Annotated in this window: 14 protein-coding genes; 6 read left to right on the forward strand and 8 right to left on the reverse strand. The window is 70.9% G+C overall.

Translation table 11 applies throughout. From position 1 onward, the window contains the following. The first annotated feature begins 1 nt into the window (after position 1). Together K6753_RS11065 and K6753_RS11070 are read left to right on the forward strand one after the other, a co-directional pair. Positions 2-1186, forward strand: a complete 1185-nt coding sequence (locus K6753_RS11065; RefSeq protein WP_223676520.1) for a class I SAM-dependent methyltransferase — start codon at positions 2-4, stop codon at positions 1184-1186. 11 nt (positions 1187-1197) lie between these two features. Then, complete coding sequence (locus K6753_RS11070) at positions 1198-1629, forward strand: VanZ family protein (RefSeq protein ID WP_223676521.1); 432 nt, start codon at positions 1198-1200, stop codon at positions 1627-1629. A gap of 206 nt (positions 1630-1835) precedes the next feature. Here K6753_RS11070 and K6753_RS11075 read toward each other — a convergent pair whose 3' ends face one another. The 4 genes from K6753_RS11075 to K6753_RS11090 are packed head-to-tail and all read right to left on the reverse strand — an operon-like array spanning position 1836 to position 6379. Continuing rightward, positions 1836-3062, reverse strand: a complete 1227-nt coding sequence (locus K6753_RS11075) for a multifunctional CCA addition/repair protein (RefSeq protein ID WP_223676682.1) — start codon at positions 3060-3062, stop codon at positions 1836-1838. 24 nt (positions 3063-3086) lie between these two features. Beyond that, the gene (locus K6753_RS11080; RefSeq protein WP_223676522.1) at positions 3087-3464 is read right to left on the reverse strand and encodes a PH domain-containing protein; all 378 of its coding nucleotides are present in this window, start codon (positions 3462-3464) and stop codon (positions 3087-3089) included. A gap of 52 nt (positions 3465-3516) precedes the next feature. Continuing rightward, positions 3517-4419: a complex I NDUFA9 subunit family protein gene (locus K6753_RS11085; protein WP_223676523.1), complete on the reverse strand. Its 903-nt coding sequence runs from the start codon at positions 4417-4419 to the stop codon at positions 3517-3519. A 10-nt stretch (positions 4420-4429) separates the two neighbouring features. After that, a complete protein-coding gene (locus tag K6753_RS11090; protein ID WP_223676524.1) occupies positions 4430-6379 on the reverse strand; it encodes a lytic transglycosylase domain-containing protein in 1950 nt (649 codons plus the stop codon). A 243-nt stretch (positions 6380-6622) separates the two neighbouring features. Here K6753_RS11090 and K6753_RS11095 point away from each other — a divergent pair, with 243 nt between their 5' ends. Further along, positions 6623-7444, forward strand: a complete 822-nt coding sequence (locus K6753_RS11095) for a sulfite exporter TauE/SafE family protein (protein ID WP_223676683.1) — start codon at positions 6623-6625, stop codon at positions 7442-7444. Positions 7445-7601: 157 nt separating this feature from the next. Further along, positions 7602-10496: a TonB-dependent receptor gene (locus K6753_RS11100; RefSeq protein WP_223676525.1), complete on the forward strand. Its 2895-nt coding sequence runs from the start codon at positions 7602-7604 to the stop codon at positions 10494-10496. 108 nt (positions 10497-10604) lie between these two features. Here K6753_RS11100 and K6753_RS11105 read toward each other — a convergent pair whose 3' ends face one another. From K6753_RS11105 to K6753_RS11120, 4 genes are all read right to left on the reverse strand, one after another. Further along, the gene (locus K6753_RS11105) at positions 10605-11342 is read right to left on the reverse strand and encodes an endonuclease/exonuclease/phosphatase family protein (RefSeq protein ID WP_223676684.1); all 738 of its coding nucleotides are present in this window, start codon (positions 11340-11342) and stop codon (positions 10605-10607) included. 64 nt (positions 11343-11406) lie between these two features. After that, entirely contained in the window at positions 11407-12267 is an 861-nt protein-coding gene (locus K6753_RS11110; protein ID WP_223676526.1) for a thiol:disulfide interchange protein DsbA/DsbL, read from the reverse strand. Positions 12268-12406: 139 nt separating this feature from the next. Continuing rightward, positions 12407-13075, reverse strand: a complete 669-nt coding sequence (locus K6753_RS11115) for a thiol:disulfide interchange protein DsbA/DsbL (protein WP_223676527.1) — start codon at positions 13073-13075, stop codon at positions 12407-12409. A 216-nt stretch (positions 13076-13291) separates the two neighbouring features. Continuing rightward, on the reverse strand, positions 13292-14185 hold the full coding sequence (locus tag K6753_RS11120; protein WP_223676528.1) for a c-type cytochrome: 894 nt from the start codon (positions 14183-14185) through the stop codon (positions 13292-13294). A gap of 164 nt (positions 14186-14349) precedes the next feature. Here K6753_RS11120 and yihA point away from each other — a divergent pair, with 164 nt between their 5' ends. Both yihA and K6753_RS11130 read left to right on the forward strand, forming a co-directional pair. Next, the gene (gene yihA, locus K6753_RS11125) at positions 14350-14970 is read left to right on the forward strand and encodes a ribosome biogenesis GTP-binding protein YihA/YsxC (protein ID WP_223676529.1); all 621 of its coding nucleotides are present in this window, start codon (positions 14350-14352) and stop codon (positions 14968-14970) included. Positions 14971-15274: 304 nt separating this feature from the next. Next, a complete protein-coding gene (locus K6753_RS11130; protein WP_223676530.1) occupies positions 15275-16663 on the forward strand; it encodes a glutamate--cysteine ligase in 1389 nt (462 codons plus the stop codon). Positions 16664-16749: the final 86 nt, after the last annotated feature.

A 16749-nucleotide genomic window follows, 5' to 3' on the forward strand; every position in this document is an offset into this window, starting at 1 on the left:
CATGAAGCCTTTCGACCTGCCCGAACCCGATGCCGAGGCCGCCGCCCACAGCGCACGCCTGTCGGAAGCGATCCGCAACGAGATCACCGCAGCCGGCGGCGCGGTGCCGTTTTCGCGCTTCATGGAACTGGCCCTCTACGCACCCGGGCTGGGCTACTACAGCGCGGGCGCCAGCAAGTTCGGGCCGGCGGGGGATTTCACCACCGCGCCCGAGATGGGTCCGGTGTTCGCCGCGTGCGTGGCCGAGTCGCTGGCGCCGGTGCTGCAGCAGCTCGGCGCGCAGGCCCGGTTCCTGGAGCTGGGCGGCGGCACCGGCGCGTTCGCTGCGGTCGCGCTCAAGCGGCTGATGGAACTGGACGCGCTGCCAGACCGTTACGCCATCCTCGAGCCCAGCGCGCAGTTGCGCGAACGCCAGCGCGAGACACTGCGCGAGCGTCTGTCGCCGCCGCTGTTCGAGCTGGTGGAGTGGCCGGATACGCCGTTTGCCGACGACTGGGACGGCGTGCTGTTCGCCAACGAGGTGATCGATGCGCTGCCGACGCCGCGCTTCGCCATTGCCGGCGGCGAAGTGATGGAAGAGCACGTCGTGGTCGAGGGCGGCGCGTTCGCGCGCGTCGACCGCCCTGCCGACGCCTTCCTGTCCAATGCCGTGCGCCACATCGAGCGCCGACTGGAGCGCACGCTGCCCGATGGCTACCGCTCCGAGGTGCTGCCGCAACTGCCGTACTGGATCCAGGCGGTGTCGGGTGGCATGCGTCGCGGCGCGATGCTGTTCGTCGATTACGGCCACCCGCGCGCCGAGTACTACCAGGCCGAACGCCGCGACGGCACCCTGCGCGCGTTCCACCGCCACCGCATGCACGACGACCCGTTGCGCTGGCCGGGCCTGCAGGACATCACCGCGTCGGTGGATTTCACCGCGCTGGCCGAGGCCGGCGTGGCCGCGGGCTTCGACTTCGCCGGCTACTGCAGCCAGGCCAGCTTCCTGCTGGGCAACGGCCTGGCCGGCGTGCTGGAGCGGATCGAGCGCATCGGCGACGAGGCCGAACGCCTGCGCCGCATCGAAGAGGTCAAGAAGCTGACCCTGCCCAGCGGGATGGGCGAGCGCTTCGGCGTGATGGGCTTCGAGAAGGACGTGGAGTTCGGCGCGGCGTTCCTGGCAGGCGACCTGAGCTTCCGCCTGTGAGGGCGCCGGCCGTGACGCGTCGTCGCATGCCGGCGATGCGGCCGCTCAGGTTCGCGCGGCGCTGGGTGGCGCTGTGGCTGGTCGCCATCGCGTGCGCGGTCACGGTGTCGCTGCTGCCCGCCGGCGACGTGCCAACGCCTTCGATCCCGAACTTCGACAAGGCACTGCACTTCACCTCGTACCTCGCGTTGTCGACGTACGCGTCGATGCTGTTCGCCAGCCCGCGGGCGCGTTCGCTGGCGGCGCTGCTGCTGCTGGCGGTCGGCGTGGGCGTGGAGGCCGCGCAGCACTTCCTGACGGCCACGCGAGAGGCCGAGGCCGCCGATGTGTTTGCGAACATGCTGGGCGTGGTCGGCGGCCTGGTGCTGGGCGCGACGCCGGTGGCACGCGGGCTGCAGTGGCTGGAATCGCGCTTGCCAATTACAGCACCGCGCACCCTGTAGGAGGGGCTTCAGCCGCGATTGCATCGGATCCAACCGGGCGTTGTAGGAGCGACGTAAGTCGCGACGGCTGTCACCCACGACGCTTCGGGTCGCGACTTACGTCGCTCCTACAGGAGGCTTCCAACAGTCGGATCGCGGCTGAAGCCGCTCCTACAACGCTATCGGACGGTTCGGATCGCGGCTGAAGCTGCTCCTACTGAAGGCCGCTAGGGCCGCTTGCCGGTGGCCTGCGCGATCGCCTGGATGCGCGCACGCCGCAATGCCTCGCCGATCGCCGGGCCGCTGAGCCCTTCGGCCACATCATTCGACTTCACCGCGCACGCGGCCGCATGGGACGCACGCAACGCATCGCCCTGCGGATATTCGCGCTCCTCCAGCCCGGTGCGGCCGCGCGCATCGGCCTCGCAAACGGTCGCCAGCGGGTCGATGCGTTCGGGGCGGCGGAAGCCATCGCACCGTGCGATCAGGTCGTGCACCGTCGACGCGCGCAGCTGGTCGAAGCGGTGGACGTTGAGGTGTTCGCGGCAGGCCGCCTCGGCCAGCTGGCGGTGCGCGGTCGGCACCCTCAGGCGCTCGCACAGCGCACGCAGCGGGGCGACGCCCGCGCGCTCGTGACCGATGTGGCCGGGCAGTACCTCGCTGGGCGTCAGCGCCTTGCCCAGGTCGTGCACCAGCGCGGCGAAGCCGACGATGTCATCGCCCGGCGCCAGTCGCGCGGCCATGTCGCAGACCAGTTCGACGTGGGTGCCGGTGTCGACCTCCGGCTGGTACTCGGCGCGTTGCGGGATGCCGTACAGCGCGTCCACCTCCGGCAGCACGACGGCCAGCGCGCCGCAATCGCGCAGCGTGCGGATGAAGGCCGACGGCGCCGGAGCGGCCAGCGCGCGCCGCAGTTCCTGCCAGACGCGCTCGGGCGTGAGTTCGGCGAGCTCGCCGAACTCGACCATGCGCCGCATCAGCGCCATCGTTTCCGGTGCGACGCTGAAACCCAGCGGTGCAAAGCGCGCCATGAAGCGCGCCGCGCGCAAGACCCGCAGCGGGTCCTCCACGAAGGCCTCGCCGACATGGCGCAACACACGCGCCTCGATGTCGCCCGCGCCGCCGAACGGATCGACCAGGGTCCCGTCCTCGCGCCGCGCGATGGCATTGATGGTGAAGTCGCGCCGGCCGAGGTCCTCCTCCAGCGTCACCGACGGATCCGCGTCGACCACGAAGCCGCGGTGGCCGCGCCCGGACTTGCGCTCGGTCCGCGCCAGCGCGTGTTCCTCACCGGTATCGGGATGCAGGAATACCGGGAAATCGCGCCCCACCGGCTTGAAGCCCGCGGCCTCCATCGCATCCTGTGTCTGGCCGACGACCACGAAGTCGCGGTCGCCCGGCGGCAGGCCGAGCAAGGCGTCGCGCACGGCGCCGCCGACCAGGTAGACCTCCATGTCGCGTGTGCGCCCGTCCATTGTTCAGCGCGGCACGTGCTCGGCGAGCACGGCGATGATGTCCTCGGCGCCCGTGTTGCGGCCCAGGCTGCGCACCAGCGGCTGCGACTGGCCGGACACCCACAATTTGAGTTCGGCTTCCAGGTCGAAATGCCCGGCCGTTTCCAGCGAGTACATCGCGATGCTGCGGTAGGGCAGGCTCAGGTACTCGGTGCGGCGGCCGGTGACGCCCTGCTTGTCGACCAGGATGAGGCGGCGGTCGGTGAACACCATCAGGTCGCGCACCAGGCCGAACGCGCGCTGCACGGTTTCGCCCGGCGCGAGCAGCGGCTGGAAGTCGGCGGCCACGTCGTCCAGCGGCTTGTCGCTGGCGTGGCCGAGCAGCATGTCGAGCAGTCCCATTTCGGCGCTCCGGGTTGAAGGTCAATCAAAGAGGCGAATCCTGACGCGCGCCTCAGGCCGCGTCGAGGCCGAGGATCTCCGGCAGGCGCGGCGCGACTGCCGTCGGCGTGATGCCCAGGCGCGGCAGTCCGTTGTGGTCGCTGGTCGAATCCAGCTGCAGCGAGCGCCAGTTGTCGCGGCTGATCGGCTTGCCGGGCAGGTGCTCGCCGACCTCGGCCTGCAGCTTGCCCAGCGCCGGCGGCAGCGGCACCACCAGGCGGTGGCGCCCGCGCGCGGAGGCGGTCATGTGCACGATCTCGGCCAGCGTGTAGCGGTCCGGGCCGACCAGGTCGAAGCTCTGGCCGATGCTGGCCGGGTTGGCCAGCGCACGCGCGAACGCCTCGGCCACGTCACCCACCCACACCGGCTGGAAACACGCCTCCGCGCCACCTAGCGGCAGCACGGGCATGAATCTCAGGAGCCCGTCGAACCGGCAGAACAGGCCGTCGCCCGGGCCGGCGATGACCGACGGACGCAGCAGCGTCCACTCCAGGCCGGACGCGCGCACCCGCGCCTCCGCCTGGCCGCGCGCCTGCAGGTAGTGGCTCTCGCCGTCGCCGGCGTGCAGCGCGCTCATCTGCAGCAGCCGGCGCACGCCGTGGGCCTGCATCGCTTCGAGAAGGGTATCGACCAGTTCGACGAACACGCGGCGGAAGCCGCTGCCGTCGTCGCCGCGCTCGTTGAGGATCCCGACGAGGTTGACGACCGCGTCGGCGTCGTCGAGCACGGCGCGCAGGAACGCGGCATCGTGCACGTCGCCTTCGATCAGGCTGGCGTTGCGCGAGAAGTGCGCGCGCGCCGCGTCGCTGATGCCGCGGCTGAGCACGGTGACGCGGTGGCCGTCGGCCAGCAGCCGTGGCACCAGGTGGCGGCCGACGAAGCCGGTGCCGCCCAGGACCACCACGTGCTGGCGCATCGCCGCCACGTCAGCCGCCGGTCGCGTCTGCCACGCCTGCCGCTTGTGCGGTGGCGGCTTGTGCGGTGGTGGCCGGTGCGGGGCAGGCGAAGCCCTTGCGCGGGCCGTCGATACGGCCCTGCATGCGGTCGCTCAAGCGCAGCGCATCGCCGTCCAGGCGCCAGTCGTAGATCACGCTGAAAGCCAGCACGCGCGCCACGTATTCGCGCGTTTCCTTGTAGCTGATGGTCTCGATCCAGAAGTCCGGGTCCATGCCGGGGCGCTGGCTCTTCCAGCGGTTCAGCGGCGCCGGGCCGGCGTTGTAGCCGGCGATCGCCCAGTACGGTCTGCCGCCGTACTCGTCCATCATCTGGCGCAGGTAGGCGGTGCCCAGCGCGATGTTGGTGTCGGCGTCATACAGGCTGGACGTGCCGCCATACGGGATGCCGTAGCGTCGCGCGACCGCGGCGCCGGTGGACGGCAGCACCTGCATCAGCCCCATGGCATCGGCAGGCGAGCGCGCGCGCGGGTTGAAAATGCTTTCGGCGCGGATTTCCGCCGCCACCCACGCCGGGTCGATGCGGTACTTGTCCGACTCGCGGCGGATGGTGGCGGCATGGTCCAGCGGGAAGCGCAGGTGGTACAGGCGCAACTCCTCCGGCTCTCCGCGACCCAGCGCGAACACGGCGCGGTCGTACCAGCCGTTGGCTTGCGCGTACTCGACGGCGATGCGGCGCTGGTCGTCGGTGAAACGCGACATCGCCTCGGCCCATTCGGCCACCGCCGGGCCGTGGCGTTCGATCCGGTGCAGCGACATCGACCGCACGATCGCCGGGTCCTTCGACACGGCTGCACGTTCGGCCGGCGTCGCCTCCAGCTGCCACGGGCACAGGGCGTAGGGCGCATCCAAGCGGTCGGCGGCGAGGAAGCCGTGGAACTCGGCCTGGCGCGCGGCGGCGCGGTACAGGCGGTCGGCCGCAGCCTTGTCGCCCGTCAGCTCCGCCAGCCGCGCTTCGAAGTACTGCCAGCGCGAGTCGCTGCGCTGCTTCGCGTCCATCTTGCGGATCGCAGCGAGCGCGGCGGGCCAGTCCGACCGCGCCATCGCCTCGCGCACGCGCCACTCGTGCAGGCGCTCGTCGTAGCTGGTTTCCGGTACCAGGTTGAGGCGGCGCGCGGAGTCGGGCAGGTAGGACGCCACCGTCCATAGCGCGATCTGGTACATCGCCCGGCCGCGGTCGGCCTCGCTGAAGCCCAGCGCCTGCGCATGCTGCGCCAGCAGCGACTCGGCGCGCCCCGGGTCGTCCTTGCCCAGCTTGGCCAGGCCGTGCGAAGCGACCAGGCGGCTGCGCTCGGTCTTGGGCCAGTCGAGCGCGCGCGGGTGCACGGCATTGAGGAACGCGGCGTAGTCGTTGGCGAGTGCGCGCTCGGATTCCGGCAGGCCCTGGGCGATGCTGCGCATCACCCCCGGCTGCCACTCCGCCACCGCCTTGTCGAAGCGCTCCCAGCGCAACGCCGGCGTCAGGCCACCGCTGCGGTCAAGTGCGGCGAACACCGGGTCGCACGCGCTGGGCAGCGAGGCGCCGCTGCTGCGCCAGATCGCCTGCGCCTGCGCGGTCCAGTCGGCACCAGTGCGCCCGAGCACCTGCTGTGCGTTGAGCGCGTGGCATCGCAGCGCGGTGTCATCCACCGACGGATCCCACGCGGCGAGGTAGCCGGACCAGTCGTCGGTGCGGGCGCGCGACACCAGCCAGCTTTCACGGAACGCATCCGCCACGGCCTGTCCGCGGTACCGCTGCAGGAACGCCTGCGCGCGGCTGGCCGGCAACGTGTCGATGTCGCGGCGCAGGTCGGCCAGCTCGATCCAGCCGTACAGCGGATGGTCGGCGAGGTCGCCGTATTGGCTCGCGTCGAATCCACCACGCTCGGCCGCCTCCAGTGCCGAGCGCACCTGGCCCAGCCGCGGGTCGGCCAGTGGCTGCATCGACGGTTTCAGCGGTGGCGGTGTGGGGCTGGCCGCGGGCGGTGATGTGGCGCGCTCGGGTGCGGGTGACTGGGCGCAGGCGCTGGTGGCAAAGGCCGTGGCCAGCGCGGCGATTAGGATGGGGAGGGGGCGGGGGCGGGAGGCAGGCATCGGCCGACTATAACCGCGCGAATATGAAGCGCCGGTGGGGTCGGCTGGGCCGCGCGGAGCCGCCGCAACGAGGCATGGGAGAGGGGTTTGACGATGGGTCCGGAGTGGGCGTCGCTGGCGGCGCAGTGGGGCATGTTCCTGGTGCTGGGCGCGGTCGCCGGGGTGCTGGCGGGGCTGCTCGGCGTGGGCGGCGGACTGGTGCTGGTCGCGGCGCTGGCCTGGGTGCTGCCGTCTCTGGGCGTGCCCGTGGAGGCGGCGATGCACACGGCGTTGGCCAGCTCCCTTGCCAGCATCGTGCTGACGGCGGCGGCATCGGCCCGGGCGCACGCCAAGCGCGGCAGCGTCCTGTGGCCGACCGTGGCGTGGATGGTGCCGGGATTACTGCTGGGCGGTTGGCTGGGCAGCTTCGTGGCGGTGCGGATCGACGGCGACGTGTTGCGCTGGATCGTGGCCGGCTACTGCCTGCTGGCGGCAGTGCAACTCCTGCGCGGCGCTCGCCACGGCGCAAGCGACGGCATCGCGCCGACGCCGCGTGGCTGGCCGATGACCGCCGCTGGCACCGGCATCGGCGCGGTGTCGGCCGTGGTCGGTATCGGCGGCGGCAGCATGACCGTGCCGCTGCTGGTGTGGCGCGGGGTCGCGCCGGTGCGCGCGGTCGGCACGTCATCGGCCTGCGGCATCGCGATTGGTTTCGCCAGCGCCGTTGGCTACGCGCTGCATGCCTCGCCGGGCGCGTTGCCCGAACACGCGGTCGGCTACGTCTACCTGCCCGCCGCCGTCGGCGTCGCGATGGCCTCGGTGCTGGCCGCGCCGTGGGGCACACGGCTGGCGCATCGCCTGTCCGGCGATGCGTTGCGTCGGGTGTTCGCGGGGTTCCTGCTGGTGGTCGCGCTCGCGCTGATCGCGGGGCGGTAGGTGGCGATTTGCCGGCTGGCCGGGTAGACGGCCATGCACTTTGCCGCTTGTGGCCGCTTTACGGATTGTTTACAACCGTGTGGCGCCGCCCGGCAGGGGGAGCGGCCCGCAACATCAATTTGATGTTTTTTCACTGTATTTCTAGGGAGAGAGATCCATGAAAGCGCACCGCCGCAATGCCTTGACCCGCGCCATCCACGTTTCACTGCTGCTCGCGCTGCCTGGCCTGGCAGCCGCGCAGGACGCCCCGCCCACGGACGACGCCACCACGCTCGACACCGTCCAGGTCACGGGCACGCGCATCAAGCGCGCCGAAATCGAAGGCCAGGTGCCGGTGCAGACCGTCACCCGCGAGGACATCGAACGTACCGGCCTGACCTCCATCGCCGACGTCGTGCAGACGCTGACCGGTTCGGGTTCGGCGCTCAACACCAAGTTCAACTCGTCGGGCAACTTCGGTTTCCCGCCCGATGGCAGCGGCGTGGGTGCGGGTTCGGCCCAGGTCGACCTGCGCCACCTCGGTGCCAAGCGCGTGCTGGTGCTGGTCGACGGCATCCGCTGGGTCAACGAGGCCTCGGCCTCCGGCGTCGGCGCCGCCACCGACCTCAACACCATCCCGCTGGCGATCGTCGACCGCATCGAGGTGCTGGAGGACGGCGCCTCGGCGCTGTACGGCTCCGACGCCATCGCCGGCGTGGTCAACATCATCACCCGCCGCAATTTCGAGGGCGCGTCCATCAGCGCGCAGTACGGCGAGTACGGCGAGGGCGATGGCGCCACCAGCACGGCCGACATCGCCTGGGGCTGGAACGGCGAGCGCAGCAACCTGTTCCTCGGCGCCAGCTACACCAACCAGGAGAAGGTCCTGGCGCGCGACCGCGAGCAGTCCAGCCTGCCGGTCCCCGGCACGGGCCTGGCCTTCGGCAGCTCGGGCACGCCGACGGGCCGCTTCATCTTCACCGATCCCAACACGGGCGCCACGCTGGACGTGACGCCCAACACCGGTGACAGCGACCCGACCTACGACCCGACGCAGACCGGCTGCACGCGCACCGACAGCTATCACTGCTTCGCCACCGCGGACCGCTTCAACTTCGCCCAGTACAACCTGCTGGTCACCCCGTCCGAGCGCATGGGCCTGTTCGGCCAGTTCCGCTTCGACATGAGCGACGCGGCCAGCTGGTACGTCAAGGCGCTGTACAACCGCCGCGAGTCGGTGAACCAGGCCGCGCCCGAGCCGATCTTCCTCGGCCCGGAAGCCGGTACCGGCAACCCGCTGGCCGACAACATCTTCATTTCCGGCGACAACCCGTTCAATCCGTTCGGCTTCGACCTCGACGGCCGCCTGACGACGCCGCCGGAAGACCGCAACCTGATCCTCATCGGCCGCCGTCCGGTCGAGGGCGGGGCGCGCGTGTTCGAACAGCAGGTCGACACGTTCTACGTCGGCACCGGCTTCGAGGGCGTGTTCGACGTCGGCGAGCGCGCGTGGTTCTGGGACGTCAACTTCGCCCACAGCGAGAACGAGGCCGAGCAGACCAACTTCGGCAGCTACGACATCCGCAACATCGCACTCGCGCTGGGCGACCCGGATGCGTGCGCGGCCGTGGCCGGCTGCACCCCGCTCAACATCTTCGGCGGGCCGGGCACCATCACGCCGGAAATGCTGGAGTTCATCCAGCCGGTGGTGCGCGACCGCAGCGAGAACACGCTCACCCTGGCCACGGCCAACCTGTCGGGCGACCTGTTCGAGATGTGGGCCGGCCCGCTGGCGTTTGCCGCCGGCATCGAGCATCGCCGCTATGAAGGCATGTACCAGCCCGATCCGCTGACGGTGGCCGGCTTCTACAACGGCGTGCCCTCGCTGCCGACCTCGGGCGAGTACGACGTCACCGAGGTGTTCACCGAGTTCAACGTGCCACTGTTCGCCAATGCCGAGCGTGGCAGCCGGCTCGACATGAGCCTGGCCGGGCGCTACTCGGACTACTCGACCTTCGGCGGCGAGTTCACCGGCAAGCTGGGCCTGCGCTGGCAGGTGGTGGACGAGCTGGTGTTGCGCACGACGTTCGCAGAAGGCTTCCGCGCGCCGTCGATCGGCGAACTGTTCGGCTCGGCGAGCCGCTTCGATGCGACGCTGATCGACCCGTGCTCGGAGCCGTTCCTCGACCCGTCGGTGGAGGGCAACTGCCGCAGCCTGGGGGTGCCGGCTGGTTACCAACAGCCGAACCCGCAGATCTCCGTGACCACGGGCGGCAACGAGCAGCTCGAGCCTGAACGCGCCGACAGCTTCAGCGCCGGCATGGTGTGGAGCCCCAGCCTCCTGGAGGGCACCGCGATCTCCGACCGGGTGGACGTCGAGGTGACGTTCTACCGCCACGAGATCGAAGGTGCGATCCAGGCCATCGACGCCCAGACCCAGCTCGACCTGTGCGTAGAAACGCTGAACCCGCTGTACTGCGACAGCATCGGGCGTGCCGCGACCGGCGGCATCAACGCCTTCAACAACCGCCTGACCAACCTGGGCGTGATCAAGACCGATGGCTGGGACGTGGATCTGTTCTGGACGTTCCCGGAGTCGCGCCTGGGCCAGTTCAGCATCGACTGGCGCAATACCTTCGTCGGCGAGTACGAGGCGATCGGCGCGGCCGGCCAGCGCCAGCCGCAGGGCGTGGGCATCGAGGTGGTGGACAGCGCCATCCCGGACTGGACGTCGTCGTTCGTCACCGAGTGGGACCTCGACAACTGGTCGGCGGCCTGGACCATCCGCCACATCAGCGAGTTGCGGGAAGATTGCGGCGGTGCGGTCACGTTCCCGGTCTGCAGCGACCCGGCCACCAGCACCAACGTGCTCGAGGCCACCACCTACCACGACCTGCAGGTGGGCTACCGCTTCGACATGCTGCGCGGACTGGAGCTGACCGCGGGTGCCAACAACCTGTTCGACGAGGACCCGCCGATCTGCCTGTCGTGCTCGCTCAACGGCTACGACGCATCGACCTACGACATCCCGGGCGGCCGCTTCTTCTACGTGAGGGCGGACCTGCGGTTCTGATCGACGTGCAGCTGCGGTAACGCGAACGGCCGGTGGATCCCACCGGCCGTTCTTGTTCGGGGGTAGCGCGCGGGGATGAGCGTTTGCGCGCCGGGCGTGCGCTGCGCGCTAGCGCAACGCGGCCGACGGAATATGCAGGTCCAGCGACAGCGCCAGGTGGTCGGAGAACGCCGCCGGCATCGCGCAGGCATTGGCGCAGCTCAGGCCGTCGCCGATCAGGATGTGGTCGATCGCGCGCTGCGGGCGCCAGCTGGGGAAGGTCGGCACCACGCAGTCGGGCGGTTGCAGGCGGGTACTGCGGAACAGCGCCTGCATCTCCGGGCGGTCTATGGGGCAGTTGAAGTCGCCCATCAGCACCGCGTGGGGGTGGTCGTGCAGCAGCTCGGCGACGAAGGCCAGCTGCGAGGCCCGCGAAGCCGCGCCCAATGACAAGTGGACGATGGCGATGAGCAGGCCGTCGTCGCCTTCGCCGAAACGTGCCATCAGCACGCCGCGGCCGCTGATGCGGCCGGGCAGGGCGTGGTCGATCACCTCGCGCGGTTCCAGCCGGCTGAGCAGGCCGTTGGCACTGGAGGCCACCCCGCCGACGCGGCGGTTGGGCTGGTGGCTCCAGTAGTCGAACCCCGCCGCCTGGGCGAGGTAGTGCGTCTGGTTGGTGAAGCCCGAACGCAGGCTGCCCGGGTCGCTCTCGTTGAGGCCGACGATGTCGTGCTCGCCGGCGAGCCGGGCGATGGCGTCCAGGCTGCCGCGCTTGTTGCCGGCCGGCAGCACGTGCGACCAGCTGCGCGCGACGTAGTCGTGGTAGCCGCGCGTGCTGGAGCCGGCCTGGATGTTGGCGCTCAGCAGCTTGAGCCGGCGCGGTGCCGGCGTGGTCTCCCGTGCGCTCGAGTCGGCCATGCGGGGCGTGGCGTCAGCCGGCCGCCTCTTCGGCGGCAGGGGTTTCGGCTTCGGCGTCGGTCGCGGCGTCAGCGGCCGGTGCCGCAGGCGCGTTCTCGGCGCGGGCGCGGGCCACCAGGTGGTCGGTGATGCGCAGCACGTCCTCGTAGGGCTGGCCGCTGGCGATGCGGTACTTGCCGTCGACGACGATGGTGGGAGTTGCATCTACGCCGCTGCGCTGCAGGAACTGGGTGGCGCGCTTCATGCGGGCGTCCACCGCGAAGCTCGACATGGTGTTGGCGAACTCCTGCGCGTTGGCGCCGTGGCCGGCGTAGAACGCGGCGATCTGCTCGTCGGTCACGCCCTGCGCCGGCAGGCTGCGGTCGACGTGCACGGCCTGGAACATGGCGTCATGGGTCTTCTCGCGCAGGCCCATGGAATCAGCCGCGTAGAACGCCTTCGCATACGGCATCCAGTACCCGCCGAACGGCGCGGCGACCGGGGTGAAGCGCACGTAGGCGGGCTGGCGGGCCTTCCATGCCGAGACCAGCGGCTCGAAGCGCGCGCAGGCCGGGCAGGTGTAGCCGAACACTTCGACCACCTCGACGGTACCGGCCGGGCCGGGGGCGAACGGCTGGCCGCCGGCGATTTCGAAGTACTCCACGCCCAGCGTCGGGGCCGGGCCCTGCGGCGGGGCGGCCTCGCCCGGAGCGGCCGGGGTTGCAGGCACGTCGCCCTCGGCCTGGGCCGGCGCCGACGTCTGGGCCGGCGCGGCCGCCGGATCGGCGGTGCGCTCGCCCGGGGCCGGGCCTTCCTGCGAACTGCAGGCGGCGAGGGCGAGCAGGGCGGTCAGCAGCAATCCGGAGCGGGCGGTGACGGGCAGTCGCAGGGTCATGGTGTGGTTCTCCGCAAGGGGCCGGGGACAGGGCGCGGGGACGTCCGGGGACGGTCGCGACCGGGGCCGACCAGTGTAGTGAATGGAGCGTAGGGGGGTGTCAGGCAAGGCCGCGTCGTCGGCGAAGGTGGGCGGCCCTTCAGTCGGCGCGGCCGACGCGCGCGCGCGCGGCACGCTCGCGGGCCACCAGGGCCTGCGCATTGCGCAGCAGGTCGTCGAAGCTGTTGCCCAGCACGCGGTAGCGGCCCGCCACCACCAGCGCCGGGGTGCCGTCCACCCCGGTGCGGCGCAGGAACGCATCGGCGCGGTCGACTTCGGCCTGCACCGCGTCGCTGGCCATCACCGCCTGGAAGCGTGCCGGGTCGACGCCGTGACCGGCATAGAAGCCGGCGATCTCGGTAGGCGTCGGCCCGTTCATCGGCAGCGCGCCGTCCTCGTGCAGGGCGCGGAACATGGCCGAGTGGGTCCGGGTGGCCACGCCCATTGCACGCGCGGCGAAATAGGCGCGCGCGTAGGGCATCCAGTGGCCGCCGAACGGCGCCGCCAGCGGGGTCACCTTCACGTCGGCCGGCAGCCGCGCCTTCCACGCCTGCAGCCGCGGCTCGAACGCGGCGCAGTGCGGGCAGGTGTAGCCGAAGACCTCGACCACCTCGATGGCACCGCCTTCGCTGTCGTAGGGCTGGCCGCCGGGAATCTCGATGTAGTCCACGCCGGGCACCAGCGATGCGCCGTCGGCGGGCGCGGCCAGGACGGGGAAGGTCATGAACAGGGCCAGCAGCAGGGTGGCCAGGCGTGCGGTCATCGGCATCGGTCGGGAATCACTCTGGGCGGATCGCAGTCGGATCGCGTGACGGGGGAGGTTCATCGGGCGGGGCCCCGCAGGCGGGCCGGCATGGCACGGCCGGGGTGCGGAAACAAGAACGCCGACCGTCATCATAACGGTCGGCGTCAAAAGGTCGCTCGATCACGAACCAGGGAGTGCCTGGTCGGACTGCCGCGGGCGCGGAAAGTTCCGCAGGCCCGCTCAGCTCCCGGTGACCGGGCCGGCTTCGGCGTCGGCTTCCAGGTCGATGGCCGGCTGGCCTTCCTCGACCGTGTCGGCCGGCGGCACCGGCGCGGCGGGGGTCGCCGGGGCCGGGGCCGGCGGCGCATCGGCCGCGGCGTAGTCGTTGGCGCGCGGGTGCAGGCCTTCCATGTAGCTGGCGAGGGCGCCGATTTCCTGGTCGGTCAGCTCGCTGGCCACGGTGGCCATGATGTTGAACAGGCGCGGGTCGGTGTACCCGGTCTGGCCGGCGCGGTACTCCTCCAGGCGGCGCTGGGTGTACTGCGACGGCTGGCCGGCCACGTGCGGGTAGGCCGGGCCGGGGTTGCCGGTGCCGTCGGGGCCATGGCACGCCATGCAGGCCGGGATGCCGCGCTCGGCATCGCCCGAACGGAACAGCTTCTGGCCGATCTCGTAGAACTTCAGCCCTTCGTACGGACCTTCTGCGACCAGGGTGTCGTCGGCCACGCCGGCGCCGGCCTCCTGGGTCGCGTAGTAGGCGCCGATGTCGCGGGCGTCCTGGGCGCTGAGCGCGTCGGCGAACGGCTTCATCACCGCGGCCATGCCGGTGTTGCGCTCACCGCTCTTGAACAGAGCGATCTGCTGGGCGATGTAGCGCTCGCTCTGGCCGGCCAGGCGCGGGTACTGCAGGTCGGTCGGGTTGCCGTCCAGGCCGTGGCAGGCCGCGCAGGTGCCGGCCTTGGTCGCGCCGGCGTCGACGTCGCCCCAGGTCGACTGCTCCGGCGCCGTGGTGAGCGGCGCGGACTGCACCGGCTCGTTGTCCGGGATCGGGGTGACCGTGGTCTGGGCGTAGGCGACGGCGGCCACCGCAAGGGCGGCGACACCGATCATGCCGAGGACGCGGGCTTGGCTCATCACGCTGGGCTCCGTAACTCTGGGGCGGCGGTGCCATGCGACCACGCCGGAACCGCGGAATTATCGGGCCGGGCCCGCCCCGGGTCAACGCGCACGGGTCAACGCGGGCGCGGCGCGGGGCGCTTCCGGGTGGCCCGCGCCGATGCCCGTGCGATGCTATGCCGATGTCCAATCCCTTCGCACGCGCCCGCTACATGCTGGCGGCCCACACCCCGCGGCAGCTGCCGCCCGACGGTGGTTTCGAGGTCGCGTTCGCCGGCCGCTCCAACGCCGGCAAGTCCACCGCGCTCAATGCGATCTGCCAGCAGAACGCGCTGGCGCGGGTGTCCAAGACGCCCGGCCGCACCCAGCAGCTGGTGTTCTTCGACTTCGAACCCTCCAGCGGCGGCCCACCGTCGGACCGCTTCCTGGTCGACCTGCCCGGATACGGCTACGCCAAGGTGCCCAAGGACCTGCAGGCCCACTGGCAGGCATTCATCGACGGCTACTTCCGCACCCGCGAGGCGCTCAAGGGCCTGGTGGTGGTGATGGACATCCGCCACCCGCTGAAGGACTACGACCGGCAGATGCTCGGCTACGCCGTGCAGCGCGGCCTGCCCGCGCACGCCATCCTGACCAAGGCCGACAAGCTGGGCCGAGGCGCGCAGGGCAATGCACTGCTGGCGGTACGCAAGGCCATGAAGGCCGAGTTCGGCGACGCGGTCAGCGTGCAGGTGTTCTCCGGCGAGTCCAAGATCGGCGTGGACGAGGCGCGCGCGGTCATCGGGCGCTGGCTGGAGCTCTGATCCGGCCGTTGTAGGAGCGGCTTCAGCCGCGATGGGGCGCCGCACGGTTTCGGTAGGAGCGACGTAAGTCGCGACCGAATCACGACCGGCTCGTGCGGTGGCGACTTACGTCGCTCCTACAAGTCTTGCCAGCGCAGATCCGATCGCGGCTGAAGCCGCTCCTACAGGAGCACGACGCGCACCGGCGCACTGCACCGTTGCAGCAGCGACGTTGTCGCCACATCCCCCGTCGCTACACTCCCCGACTCTTGCGAATGCAGGGTCCACCCGCATATCGCCCGCTCCAGTCGACAGCGAGGTGCGCGTGTCCGGTCCCAGCCAGGTCAAGGATGTCCCGATCGAGTCCGGCGCCGCCGGCCGCCGCCAACTGGTGGAATACCTCGCCTCCGGCGTGCGCCCGCGCGACGACTGGAAGATCGGCACCGAGCACGAGAAGTTCGGCTTCCGCACCGACGACCTGCGCCCGCCCGCCTTCGATGGCGAGCGCGGCATCGAGGCGCTGCTCAAGGGGCTGGTGCAGTTCGGGTGGTCGCCCGTCGAGGAACACGGCCGCGTCATCGCGCTGAGCCGCGACGGTGCTTCCGTCTCGCTGGAGCCGGCCGGCCAGCTGGAGCTGTCGGGTGCGCCGCTCGACAACCTGCACGAGACCTGCAGCGAGGCCTTCGCGCACCTGCGCGACGTGCGCACGGTGGCCGAGCCGATGGGGCTGGGGTTCCTGGGCATGGGCTTCCAGCCCAAGTGGCGCCGAGAGGACATGCCGTGGATGCCCAAGGGCCGCTACGGGATCATGCAGCGCTACATGCCCACCGTCGGCAACCTCGGCCTGGACATGATGACCCGCACCTCCACGGTGCAGGTCAACCTGGACGTCGCCAGCGAAGCGGACATGGTCAAGAAGTTCCGCGTGTCGCTGGCGCTGCAGCCGGTCGCGACGGCGCTGTTCGCCGATTCGCCGTTCACCGAGGGCAAGCCGAACGGTTACCTCAGCTACCGCAGCCATATCTGGACCGACACCGACCCGCACCGCACCGGCATGCTCGACTTCGTGTTCGAGGACGGCTTCGGCTACGAGCGCTACGTCGACTACCTGCTCGACGTGCCGATGTACTTCGTCTACCGCGACGGCACCTACATCGATGCCGCCGGGCAGTCGTTCCGCGACTTCCTCGACGGTCGCCTGCCGGCGTACCCGGGCCACCGGCCGACGCTGACCGACTGGGCCGACCACAGCACCACCGCATTCCCCGAGGTGCGGCTGAAGAAGTACCTGGAGATGCGCGGCGCCGACTCCGGCCCGTGGAACCGGATCTGCGCGCTGTCGGCGTTCTGGGTCGGGCTGCTGTACGACGACACCGCGCTGGACGCCGCCTGGGACCTGGTGCGCGACTACTCCATCGCCGAGCGCCACGCCCTGCGCGATGGCGTGCCGAAACATGCCTTCAAGTTGCCCACGCGCATCGGCGCGCAGCAGGGCACGGTGCTGGACCTGGCGCGCCGCGCGCTGGAGATCTCCGCCCACGGCCTGGCGCGCCGCGCCAACCTCAACCGCAACGGCGCCGACGAGACGATCTACCTGGAGCCGCTGATGGAGTTCGTCGACGCCGGCCAGACCGCGGCCGAGCGCAAGTTGGAGCTCTTTCACGGCGCATGGGGCGGCAACGTCGACCCGGTGTTCCGGGAGTTCGCGTACTAGGACGTCGGGCGGTCTTCGCCCGCATGCGCTGCGTCTGTGGCTTCGATCACCCCCGAGAAAAAAAGCCGTCATTCCCGCGAAGGCGG

The sequence above is a fragment of the Novilysobacter selenitireducens genome, assembly GCF_020026895.1.
Taxonomy (GTDB): domain Bacteria; phylum Pseudomonadota; class Gammaproteobacteria; order Xanthomonadales; family Xanthomonadaceae; genus Lysobacter_C; species Lysobacter_C selenitireducens.

What these genes read in the sequence shown, in the direction of transcription:
- K6753_RS11115 (WP_223676527.1), bottom strand. Translation starts at nt 13,075, where the DNA reads ATGCCGATGACCGCACGCCTGGCCACCCTGCTGCTGGCCCTGTTCATG.
- K6753_RS11075 (WP_223676682.1), bottom strand. Translation starts at nt 3,062, where the DNA reads ATGGAGGTCTACCTGGTCGGCGGCGCCGTGCGCGACGCCTTGCTCGGC.
- K6753_RS11120 (WP_223676528.1), bottom strand. Translation starts at nt 14,185, where the DNA reads ATGAGCCAAGCCCGCGTCCTCGGCATGATCGGTGTCGCCGCCCTTGCG.
- K6753_RS11090 (WP_223676524.1), bottom strand. Translation starts at nt 6,379, where the DNA reads ATGCAGCCACTGGCCGACCCGCGGCTGGGCCAGGTGCGCTCGGCACTG.
- K6753_RS11095 (WP_223676683.1), top strand. Translation starts at nt 6,623, where the DNA reads ATGGGTCCGGAGTGGGCGTCGCTGGCGGCGCAGTGGGGCATGTTCCTG.
- K6753_RS11085 (WP_223676523.1), bottom strand. Translation starts at nt 4,419, where the DNA reads ATGCGCCAGCACGTGGTGGTCCTGGGCGGCACCGGCTTCGTCGGCCGC.
- K6753_RS11100 (WP_223676525.1), top strand. Translation starts at nt 7,602, where the DNA reads ATGAAAGCGCACCGCCGCAATGCCTTGACCCGCGCCATCCACGTTTCA.
- yihA (WP_223676529.1), top strand. Translation starts at nt 14,350, where the DNA reads ATGTCCAATCCCTTCGCACGCGCCCGCTACATGCTGGCGGCCCACACC.
- K6753_RS11065 (WP_223676520.1), top strand. Translation starts at nt 2, where the DNA reads ATGAAGCCTTTCGACCTGCCCGAACCCGATGCCGAGGCCGCCGCCCAC.
- K6753_RS11080 (WP_223676522.1), bottom strand. Translation starts at nt 3,464, where the DNA reads ATGGGACTGCTCGACATGCTGCTCGGCCACGCCAGCGACAAGCCGCTG.
- K6753_RS11110 (WP_223676526.1), bottom strand. Translation starts at nt 12,267, where the DNA reads ATGACCCTGCGACTGCCCGTCACCGCCCGCTCCGGATTGCTGCTGACC.